The organism is Rhizobium sp. USDA 4016, assembly GCF_056279705.1.
Genome location: NZ_JBWCCY010000004.1, coordinates 4,360,285 through 4,370,792, shown reverse-complemented (window position 1 = coordinate 4,370,792; position 10,508 = coordinate 4,360,285). Strand labels below are relative to the sequence as shown.

Sequence of the window (10,508 nt, the reverse complement as noted above, 5' to 3'; positions counted from 1 at the left end):
TCAATCGTCGTGACCGACGAGCCCGATGCCTGAACGGCGAGGATCGTGCAGCTCTTGACCGACTTGCCGTCCATATGAACGACGCAGGTGCCGCACTGCGTCGTATCGCAGCCCACATGAGTTCCCGTCAGGCCTAGTTTTTCGCGAATGAAATGGACGAGAAGCGTGCGCTCTTCACAGTCGCCGCTCACCGCCCGGCCGTTCACCGTCAGTTTCACCTTCGCCATGATTTTCTCCTCGTGCCTCCTCCAGGCACAGGAACATCATTTGACTTTTTCGCTTGGGGATCAACCGCTACTTTGGGGAGTTCTGCCAAATTTGCTCTACGGACGACTGCATGACTCCTCATGACATCTGAATCGGATTGAAAACAACCGTGATCACAAAAATTTCAGCTGCAAGCTGGACGCCATCCTCTTGCGACATAGTTTTAATTGTCAAAAAGACACCGTCAAAAAGACACCGTGAAGGGACAGCGGCTGCCAAGCGGCAGTCAACCTCGGAGAGAAAAAATGAAGAAAGCAATTGCATTTGCTCTGATCGGCCTCTCGATCGCGAGCTGCACGCCGACGGAGCGGGGTGCCGGGATCGGTGCGGCATCTGGCGCGGTCATCGGCGGGGTCGCCACAGGCAATGTTCGCGGAGCCGCAGTCGGCGCTGCGATCGGCGGCGTCACAGGTGCCGTCATTGGCAGAGTCTCGGAACAGCCCGGGCAATGCTACTATCGCGACCGCTATGGTCGCCGCTACATCGACGATTGCCCCTGAGACGGAGTGCCAAGGTCCTAAAATCCCGGCTGCAAACCGGGATTTTTCATCTTTCGTGCTAAATTAGCTCGAAAATAGCTTAAATCGGTACACCTCGTGCATTTTTGCCGCTAAGCTGTTAATTGCTGGGCAACGCATGTAATCAAAAGCGGCGGATGCATATCAGAGGGAAGACACCGAAATCGGGTTTTGCGTATCGGCGGGCAGGCACCATGATGGTGATCGCGGCGACGGCTGCGTTTTCACCGGTTCTGACTGGCGAGGCCCATGCATTCAAGCTTTTCGGAATTACCATTTTTGGCGAAGACGAGAATGACAGCGAGCAGGTGCCTGATCCTGTGCGCTACGACGCCAATCTTACAACGAATACCGCCGATCCTGATCTCAAAGAGGCTTTGGAGAATAGTTCGCGTCTGATCGGCGACGAGGAACGCCCCGTTTCCGGCGATCTCGGCATTGTCGTCAAGGCACGCGACGACCGCGACCGCCTGATCGCGGCGCTCTATGAAAATGCGCGCTACGGCGGCGTCGTGACGATCACGATCGACGGAAAGAACATCGACGACCTGCCTCCCAACCCGACCTTCGACCGGTCCAGGTCCGTTCCCGTTCAAGTCGCCATCGAGCCGGGACCGGTCTTCCGGGTCAAGGAAGTGCAGTTCGGCGGCGATGCTGCAAGCCGCAATCCCGCCGATTACGACCTGGCGCCTGGCGAAGTGGCCGGATCGCTGACGATCATCAAGGCCGGGGACAAGATCGTCGAACAGCTGAAGAGCGAGGGCCGACCGCTTGCGAAGCTGACCACACGCCAAGTGGTGGCCGATCACCGCACCAAGACGGTCGATATCGTCATCGCGACGGAAGGCGGTCCGGTAGCCCCGATCGGCAATATCGGCGTCACCGGGCAGAAAGCCGTCAAACCTGCGTTCATCCAGCGTTATTCGCGCCTTGAAAGAGGGGGCGCCTATTCTCCCGAGGCACTCAAGAAGGCTGGCGAACGGTTGCGCGCGCTCGGCGTTTTTTCGAGCGTCACCATTCACGAAGCCGATAGCCTCGCCGCCGATGGTACGTTGCCGATGACGATCGAAGTCTCGGAAGGCAAGCAGCGCTATTTCGGTGTCGGCGCCAATTATTCGACGATAGACGGCATGGGGGTCCAAGGTTATTGGGGACACCGCAACCTTTTCGGCGAAGCGGAATCCCTTCGAATCGAGGGCACCGTTGGCCGCCTCGGCGAAAACGACATCGGAAATCTCGACTACTCGACAGGTATTCTCTTCACCAAACCCGGCGCCTTTTTCCCTGCCGCAACGCTGAAGGCCGGCATTCTCGCAAAGACCGAAAATCCCGATGCCTACAACGCATCCCTGATCACCGCGTCGCTCGGCCTGTCTTACGAGCTGACGGATCAGGATACCGCCTCGGCGAGCACTGAAATCAGCTATGAAAAGGACGATGACGCCTTCGGCGACAATGAATATCTGACTTTCGCCCTGCCGCTTACCTACGAGCGCGATGCGCGCGACAACAAACTCAACCCCACGGAAGGGTACCGGGCAACGCTTGCAGCGACGCCGAGCTATGAGATGTTCGGCAGCACGATCTTCTCGTCCTTCGAGGGTTCGATAACCGGCTACCAGTCGATCGGCGCGGAAGACAATGTTGTCTTCGCTGGCAAGGTGGCGGCCGGCCTGCTGATTGGCGGAGAATTGCCGGACATTCCCGCAACGAGACGTTTTTTTGCCGGCGGTGGCGGCTCGGTTCGGGGGTATGGCTATCAGGAGATTTCCCCCTACAACGCTGAGGATGAAGCGACGGGCGGCAAATCCTATGTCACCGCCTCGCTGGAAGCGCGCGTCAGGATCACCGAGACCATCGGCATCGTTCCTTTCATCGACGTCGGAACAGTGGGGAGCGAGGAGTTTCCCGATTTTTCCGACATCCGGGCCGGTGCCGGCATCGGAATACGTTACGCCACGCCTTTTGGGCCCCTGCGGCTTGATTTTGCCGTACCGTTGAACAAGTACGAGAATGGCACGAGTTACGGCATCTATGCCGGGATCGGCCAGTCATTCTAGAATGCGATGTTCGCGGATTTCAAACCCGCGAACAATGACGAGAACAGGGTAGTTCCGCCTTCATGCAAGCGCTGACGAAATTCGTGAGTTGGACCATCCGTGTGATCGGCTTTGCGACCGGTGCTGCACTGATCCTTGCCGCGATAGCCATTGCGATCTTCGGCTTCACCTCGTTCGGCTCGCGCATTGTCACGGAGGAAGTCGCGGAAGCCCTTTCGAACCGCGACATGAAAATTGCGGTCCGCGAGCCAAGCGGCCTGCTGACCGGCGGATTACGCGCTGCGGAGATAACGATCTCAGATACGCGCGGGGTATTCGCGCAGATAACCGGTCTCTCGATAGACTGGAACCCGCTGGCGCTGCTCCGCGGCGCATTCCACGCAAGCGAACTCTCCCTCGGCTCGGTCAATATTATCCGAAAGCCGGTGCGTACCATTCCCTCACCACCAGCAAGCGGTGAGGACGAGGGATTCAGCCTGCCGATCAAGATCGATGTCGACAGGATCGCCATCTCGGACATCAATCTGAGCGAGAAATTCGCGGGACGCGCGTTTACTTTAACGGCGCGCGGCAATCTGCAGGCCGACCAGAATGGCGGGAATGCCGTAATCAATATCAGTCGTCACGATGTGCCGGACGCCAAGCTCTCGGCTGATTTGGCGTTCATGCCCGATCAGAACCAGTTGCGGCTGAAGGCGCAGCTATCTGAACCGAAGGGGGGGCTGGTTGCAGCTTTCCTATCGCTGCCGGGCGATCCTTCAGTCGATATCGTCGTCGATGGCGAAGGGCCGGTTTCGGATTGGAACGGCAGGCTTCAAGCCGCCCTGGACGGTCAGCAACGCGCTTCAATCAAAGGACATCATGCGCTCACACAGGACGGCCTGCACCATCTTGATCTCAAGGGCGGCGGCGATCTGAGCACCCTTCTGCCGCCGGCCTTCCGGCCATTGTTTTCCGGCCAGACGAACATCGATGTCTCCGCCACCTTCAACAATAGAGGCAAACTCGATATCCAGACTGGCAACATAGCAACCGGCAGCGTCGTCATTGCGGCATCCGGCACCCTCGATCGGGCGGGAAACAACAGCCTGAACGTCAACGTGCTCGGTACGTCGGGCCCCGTCGATTTTCGTTGGCCGCTTGCCGATGGCGAAGCCCGTTTCATGGTGACCGGTCTAAACCTCGCCCTCACGGGCGATGCGCAATCGGCACGGCTGAACGCCAGTGCTTCGCTCGATGCCGCAACATTGCCTCAGGCGACGATCGGCAACGTAAAGCTGACGGCAAAGAGCGACGCTTTCAACCTGGCCAAGCGTTCCGGTGCCATTCAATTGCGCATGGTTGCCGGTGATACGACGTTCCTGAACCCGGATGTCAATCGGGCAGTACGAGGTCCTGTAACGCTTGCCGCGCCGCTCCAAATCTCCGCCGATGGCGTAGGCTTCAACGGGACGACATTTGAAAGCGCCAATGCAAGCGGCACCGTCAACGGCACCTACAAGCTTACCGACAACACGCTGACGGGAAATGCGAAGCTTACAGTTCAACCCGCGGCACTGCCGCCTGCTATCGCGTCGCGCTTCGATACGCCGATCTCGATCGATACACAGATCGCCGGAACCATTCCGTCCAAGATCAACCTCTCGGATCTCGTCGTCAAATCCGGAACGATCGAAACTGCCGGCTCCGTGGTGCTTGACGGCGAAAGCCTCACCGCCAGCCTTTCCGGGCGGCTGCCGGATGTAAGGAAGCTTCTGGAAACTGCCGAAGGCGAGGCGAGCTATACGGTCAATGCTAGCGGCCCACTGACAGCCCTGGCGATAAAGGCAAATCTGAAGGCCGCAACTCTTCGCACCGCTGGCCGCACGCTTGGTGACCTGGACGTCAACATTTCCGGCGCGGCTGATCCTGACGCACCGCAAGGTACCATCAATGCCAAGGTCACGATCGACGGCCAACCGATTTCCATCGTTGCCGACGCACAGTCCAAAGGCGGTGTCATCAACGTTCCGTCTTTCAGTGCGGACGTCGGCAGCAACCGGCTGCGAGGCAATGTCCAACTGTCCTCACGCTTCGAGCCGACCGGAGCGCTCACCTTCGATTTTCCGGATATCGGCCTGCTAGCCGCACTCGGCGGGCAGAGAGCCCAAGGCGATCTCAAGGGTGCGCTCGACATCGCCAACGACAATGGCAAGATCGCGCTAAGGGTGACGGCCGCAGGAAATGGCTTGCAGCGCGACACGTTTTCGATCGTGAGACCGGACATCGCTATCACCGTCACCGATCTCAAAGCCCTTTCCGCCAACGGCATCGTCAAGGCCGGCGAGATGTCGGCAGGCGCCAACAAGCTCGCTGAACCGGTGCTGAACTTCGTGCAGCAACAGAACCGCACGAAGTTCGATCTTAACGCTGCCTACGACGATAATCCGGTGCTTGCCGAAGGTGATCTTGAAACAAAAGCAGGCGCGACGACGATCCGGCTCGATCGATTTTCAGGCAAACCACGCAACATTCCGGTTGAGCTCTCCCAACCCGCCGAAATCGCGATTGCGAACGGCCAGGCCGCGTTGAGCGGCCTCACGGTCAAGACCGGAAGCGGTTCCGTGGCGGTGACCGGCTCGGCGGGCGAGACGCTCGACATCAATGCGGTCATCAGCGACCTGCCCGCAAGCCTCGCCAACGGTTTCGTTCCCAAGCTGAATGCCGAAGGTGCCATCTCCGGCACGGTATCGGTCAAGGGAACGCCGGCGACGCCGGTTGCGGATTTCAAGCTCGACTGGAAGAATGCCGCAACTAGCCACACCAAGAGCGCGCATCTTGCGCCGTTCGGCGTCGCCGCGACCGGAAAATTCGCCGATAACAAGCTCGACTTCGACGCAAGTGTCGATGGTTCCGAGGGACTGTCCTTGAAATCCCGCGGAAATGTTGTTGTGGCCGGAACGGACGGACAAAGCCTGAAAATCGATGCCGATGTCGTCAACCTTCCGGCGCGCATCGCCAACGGCTTCGTTCCGGATCTTGCAGCCGAAGGCGCGATAACCGGGACCGTATCCGCTTCTGGAAGGCTCTCCGCACCGGCCGTTGATTTCGATCTTGATTGGAAGGACGCAGCCACAAGCCAGACCAAGGGTGCCGGATTGAAAGCGCTCGGGCTGAGCGCCACCGGCAAACTCGCAGATAACAAGCTTGACTTCGATGCAGATCTGACCGGGGCAGCCAACACGGGACTGAGCGCGGACGGGAGCATTGTTATCGCCGGCACGGCGGTCCAAAGTCTCGACGTCAATGCCAATCTCAACAATATCCCGGCAAGCATTGCAAACAGCTTCGTGCCCGCACTTGCCGCGGAGGGCACGATCTCCGGAACTGCCAAGGCATCGGGAACACTTGCTGCGCCGGCCGTCGATTTCGATCTCGACTGGAAAGACGCAGCCACGAGCCAGACGAAACAGGCGAAGCTTGCTCCGTTCGGCCTGAGCGCCACCGGCAAACTCGCAGATAACAAGCTCGACTTCGATGCAGATCTGACCGGGGCAGCCAACACGGGACTGAGCGCGGACGGGAGCATTGTTATCGCCGGCACGGCGGTCCAAAGTCTCGACGTGAATGCCAATCTCAACAATGTCCCGGCAAGCATTGCAAACAGCTTCGTGCCCGCACTTGCCGCGGAGGGCACGATCTCCGGAACTGCCAAGGCATCGGGAACACTTGCTGCGCCGGCCGTCGATTTCGACCTCGACTGGAAGGACGCAGCCACAAGCCAGACCAAGGGTGCCGGATTGAAAGCGCTCGGGCTGAGCGCCACTGGCAAATTTGCCGATAACAAGCTCGACTTCGATGCGAACCTATCGGGCCCAGCCGAAATGGGTCTCAAGGCAAACGGCAATGTCGTGATTGCCGGCACGGCGGTCCAAAACCTCGACGTGAATGCCAATCTCAACAATGTCCCGGCAAGCATTGCAAACAGCTTCGTGCCCGCACTTGCCGCGGAGGGCACGATCTCCGGAACTGCCAAGGCATCGGGAACACTTGCTGCGCCGGCCGTCGATTTCGACCTCGACTGGAAAGACGCAGCCACGAGCCAGACGAAACAGGCAAAGCTTGCTCCGTTCGGCCTGAGCGCCACCGGCAAACTCGCAGATAACAAGCTTGACTTCGATGCAGATCTGACCGGGGCAGCCAACACGGGACTGAGCGCGGACGGGAGCATTGTTATCGCCGGCACGGCGGTCCAAAGTCTCGACGTCAATGCCAATCTCAACAATATCCCGGCAAGCATTGCAAACAGCTTCGTGCCCGCACTTGCCGCGGAGGGCACGATCTCCGGAACTGCCAAGGCATCGGGAACACTTGCTGCGCCGGCCGTCGATTTCGATCTCGACTGGAAAGACGCAGCCACGAGCCAGACGAAACAGGCGAAGCTTGCTCCGTTCGGCCTGAGCGCCACCGGCAAACTCGCAGATAACAAGCTCGACTTCGATGCAGATCTGACCGGGGCAGCCAACACGGGACTGAGCGCGGACGGGAGCATTGTTATCGCCGGCACGGCGGTCCAAAGTCTCGACGTCAATGCCAATCTCAACAATGTCCCGGCAAGCATTGCAAACAGCTTCGTGCCCGCACTTGCCGCGGAGGGCACGATCTCCGGAACTGCCAAGGCATCGGGAACACTTGCTGCGCCGGCCGTCGATTTCGACCTCGACTGGAAAGACGCAGCCACAAGCCAGACCAAGGGTGCCGGATTGAAAGCGCTCGGGCTGAGCGCCACTGGCAAATTTGCCGATAACAGGCTCGACTTCGATACAAGTGCGAATGCCGCCGATGGCGTGGCTTTGAAAGCGGCGGGCAAGGTCGTTGTTGCTGAAAAGACTATTCAGAGCTTGGAGATTGACGCGAACGTCACCAACGTTCCAGCAAGCATCGCAAACGGCTTCGTCCCGGGCCTGGCTGCCGGGGGTACCGTTTCGGGAACGGTGACAGCCTCTGGGACGCTCTCCTCACCTGCCGTTGATTTCAGACTCGATTGGAAGGACTTGGCGACAAGTCAGACGAAGGGCGCCAAGCTGTCGTCGCTGAACCTCAGCGCGACCGGAAAGTTTGCCGACAACAAGCTCGATTTCGACGCGAATGCGAGCGGTGCTGACGGAGCTTCGTTGAAAGCTATCGGCAATGTCGCAATTGCCGGCAAGACAGTCGAGAGCCTGAAGGTGGACGCCGACATTGCCGATCTACCGGCAGGCATCGCCAACAATTTCGTGCCAGGCCTTGCGGCAGAAGGTGTCCTTTCTGGCACGGTTGTGGCTGAGGGAAGCCTTGCTTCCCCGACAGCCGATTTCAAACTCAACTGGAAGAACGCGGCAACCAGCCACACCAAGAAGGCAGGACTGTCCCAGCTCGCGGTGAACGCGACCGGCAAGCTTGCGAACAACAGGCTCGACTTCGATGCTAACATGAACGGCGCTGACAACGTCACGCTGAAAGCCGGCGGCAATGTCATGATAGAGGGCACAGTCGTCAAGAGCCTCAAGGTGGACGCCAATGTCTCCAATCTTCCGGCGAGCGTGGCAAACGGTTTCGTACCGGGCCTCGCCGCCGAAGGAACGATCTCCGGAACCGCATCGGTTTCGGGGTCGCTTTCCGCTCCGAAGGTTGATTTCAAGCTCAACTGGAAGAATGCGGCGACCAGCCAAACCAAAGGCGCCGGGCTCTCGCCTTTCGCAATCACCGCGAACGGCGAGCTCGCCGATAACACACTCACCATCGATACCGACCTTACCGGCGACAGCGGCCTTTCGATGAAGGGTGGCGGCACCGTTGCGATCACCGGCAGTCAGGCCCTCAACCTGCAATTCCGCGGCAACCTCCCCTTTGCCATCTTGGCTGCACAGTTGGCGCAACAGGGCTTTGTCGCGGATGGTACCGCCGACATAGACCTCCGTGTCACCGGCACGGCCGCCGGCCCCGTCATCAACGGGTCTATCGCGACCAGCGGCGCCAAGCTGGTCGATGTCCGCAGGAACCTTGCGCTCGACAATGTCGTCGCCAACATCACCATGAATGGCGAGCAGGCCACCATTTCCCGCCTAAGCGGCAATTTCGCGAGCGGCGGCAGCGTTACGGCGAGCGGTACGGTCGGGATCCGGCCGGGCAGCGGCTATCCGGTAAACATCGAGGTTAGGCTGGACAAGGCAGTCTATGTTGACGGAACGCTTGTCGTCGCGACGGTCGATGGCAATCTCGGTCTGCGGGGTCCGCTTCTCACCAACCCGGTGCTGAGCGGCAGGTTGAACGTCGAAAAAGCATCGATCACCGTGCCGGACAAGCTGCCGACTTCACTGCGCGAAATCAACATTAAGCACGTGAATGCACCACCTGCGGTGCGTGCCCAGCTGCGCGACGAAAACGCGCAGAAGGCCGGCGAGAAATCAACGACGCTCGCGCTCGACCTGCAGATTAGCGCGCCGTCGAAAATCTTCGTCCGCGGCCGCGGCATCGATTCGGAACTTGGAGGCAGTGTCACGATCAGAGGAACGGCGGCAACGCCCGTCGTTTCCGGCGGCTTCACCATGCGTCGCGGACGCTTGACCATGCTTAATCGCCGCCTGAACTTCACCGACAAGAGCCGCATTACGTTTGCTGGCGACTTGACGCCGGCGCTCGATATGGAAGCGAGCTCCACTTCGGGAACGACGACGCTCACCGTCGATGTCACGGGACTTGCGACAGATCCCTCGATCACCTTCTCGTCCTCGCCGACCTTGCCGCAGGATGAAGTGCTGGCGCAGCTCATATTCGGCCAATCGATGTCGAAGCTCTCGCCGGTCCAGATCGCGCAGCTCGCCGATGCGGTGAGCCAGCTGGCGGGTGGACGTTCGACCTCGCTTTTCGAGGGGCTCCGCAACCAACTTGGTGTCGACGACCTCAACATCAGCACCGACGAGAAGGGGCAGACAAGTGTCAGCGTCGGCCGCTATCTGAACGAGCGCACCTATTTCGAGTTGCAGCAAGGCGGCGAAGCAGGCGCCAAGGCAGTCATCAATCTCGATGTCGGGCGTGGCGTGAAATTACGTGGTGCTGCGGGTGGAAATGGCGCCGGCGAAGCCGGCATCGTCTACGAACATGAATACTAGAATCCGGACTTCCGGGTTTTCAGCAGGATACTGGTTTCAGTCGAATTGATGCCGTTGATGAGCCGGATACGGCGGAGCGTCTCGTCGAAGGAGACGAGATCGCGATCCTCAAGCTCCGCGACGAAATCCCATTTGCCGTTGGTGCTGTGCAGCGCGCGTACCTGCGGGAGACCGCGCAACTGATCGGCTACTCGGTCGGCGAGCTTGCCGAGTACCTCGATCATGACGATGGCACGAACGCCGGCGGCGCGCGTTTCATGGCCGGTCCGGATGGTAAAAGCGGCAATGGTGCCGCTTGCAACAAGCCGGTCGATACGGGCGGCAACGGTCGCGCGCGACGCGCCAGTCATCGCGGCGAGAGAGGATACCGGCGTTCTAGCATTATGGCGAAGCGCGCTTAGAAGTTCTTGATCAAGGTCGTCCATGGCGATCACTTTGTCGAAACACACTTAGCAAAGTGCATAATCGGATTTCATTTCTGACACTTTTCCATCTTTTTGCCGTCACGTCGATATCCGAATATGCGCTAATCC

At 59.4% G+C, this 10,508-nt stretch carries 5 protein-coding genes; 3 read left to right on the top strand and 2 right to left on the bottom strand.

Annotation, left to right across the window (positions count from 1 at the left end):
• Window positions 1-227: (2Fe-2S)-binding protein (locus ACZ9DP_RS37320; protein ID WP_476205380.1), on the bottom strand; the 227-nt coding region annotated here is incomplete at its 3' end.
• Window positions 228-512: 285 nt separating this feature from the next.
• On the opposite strand from ACZ9DP_RS37320, the gene ACZ9DP_RS37315 reads away from it, so the two are divergent.
• The 3 genes from ACZ9DP_RS37315 (at window position 513) to ACZ9DP_RS37305 (ending at window position 9,975) form a co-directional block, all read left to right on the top strand.
• A complete protein-coding gene (locus tag ACZ9DP_RS37315; RefSeq protein ID WP_074069878.1) occupies window positions 513-767 on the top strand; it encodes a YMGG-like glycine zipper-containing protein in 255 nt (84 codons plus the stop codon).
• A gap of 155 nt (window positions 768-922) precedes the next feature.
• Complete coding sequence (locus ACZ9DP_RS37310; protein WP_476205379.1) at window positions 923-2,845, top strand: autotransporter assembly complex protein TamA; 1,923 nt, start codon at window positions 923-925, stop codon at window positions 2,843-2,845.
• A gap of 62 nt (window positions 2,846-2,907) precedes the next feature.
• Window positions 2,908-9,975: a translocation/assembly module TamB domain-containing protein gene (locus ACZ9DP_RS37305; RefSeq protein ID WP_476205378.1), complete on the top strand. Its 7,068-nt coding sequence runs from the start codon at window positions 2,908-2,910 to the stop codon at window positions 9,973-9,975.
• On the opposite strand, the gene ACZ9DP_RS37300 is transcribed toward ACZ9DP_RS37305, so the two are convergent.
• The gene (locus ACZ9DP_RS37300) at window positions 9,972-10,400 is read right to left on the bottom strand and encodes an Lrp/AsnC family transcriptional regulator (RefSeq protein ID WP_074069881.1); all 429 of its coding nucleotides are present in this window, start codon (window positions 10,398-10,400) and stop codon (window positions 9,972-9,974) included. The genes ACZ9DP_RS37305 and ACZ9DP_RS37300 overlap by 4 nt on opposite strands.
• Window positions 10,401-10,508: the final 108 nt, after the last annotated feature.

What these genes read in the sequence shown, in the direction of transcription:
- ACZ9DP_RS37305 (WP_476205378.1), top strand. Translation starts at nt 2,908, where the DNA reads ATGCAAGCGCTGACGAAATTCGTGAGTTGGACCATCCGTGTGATCGGC.
- ACZ9DP_RS37300 (WP_074069881.1), bottom strand. Translation starts at nt 10,400, where the DNA reads ATGGACGACCTTGATCAAGAACTTCTAAGCGCGCTTCGCCATAATGCT.
- ACZ9DP_RS37315 (WP_074069878.1), top strand. Translation starts at nt 513, where the DNA reads ATGAAGAAAGCAATTGCATTTGCTCTGATCGGCCTCTCGATCGCGAGC.
- ACZ9DP_RS37310 (WP_476205379.1), top strand. Translation starts at nt 923, where the DNA reads ATGCATATCAGAGGGAAGACACCGAAATCGGGTTTTGCGTATCGGCGG.